This is a genomic window from Winogradskyella ouciana (assembly GCF_009709615.1).
In the GTDB taxonomy this organism is placed as follows: domain Bacteria; phylum Bacteroidota; class Bacteroidia; order Flavobacteriales; family Flavobacteriaceae; genus Winogradskyella; species Winogradskyella ouciana.
The window spans coordinates 1-263 of sequence record NZ_WJYA01000153.1; the positions used below are offsets into that span (position 1 = coordinate 1).

At 43.7% G+C, this 263-nt stretch carries 1 pseudogene; it reads right to left on the reverse strand.

The features are described from left to right. Positions 1 to 263, reverse strand: a pseudogene (locus F1003_RS16700) (hypothetical protein); the annotation flags it as partial.

A 263-nucleotide genomic window follows, 5' to 3' on the forward strand; every position in this document is an offset into this window, starting at 1 on the left:
TAAAACGATCACTGCGATCGGTCAATTGATCCGGATCGTAGATTGCCTCCCCTTCAGGCAAATAAGGCAATAAACTTTGCTCAAACGCCTTAACCATGTCACGATCTTTAGCGCAAAGCGGCACGACCGCCAGAAAATCATGCAGCCCCGCCATTTCCTCAATAAACGGCAGCAGCTCTGCTTTATTTTTCACTTTATCAACTTTGTTAATGACCAAAATCAAGGGCTGCTTTAACGCGATTAAGTCTTGCAGGATTTTTTTA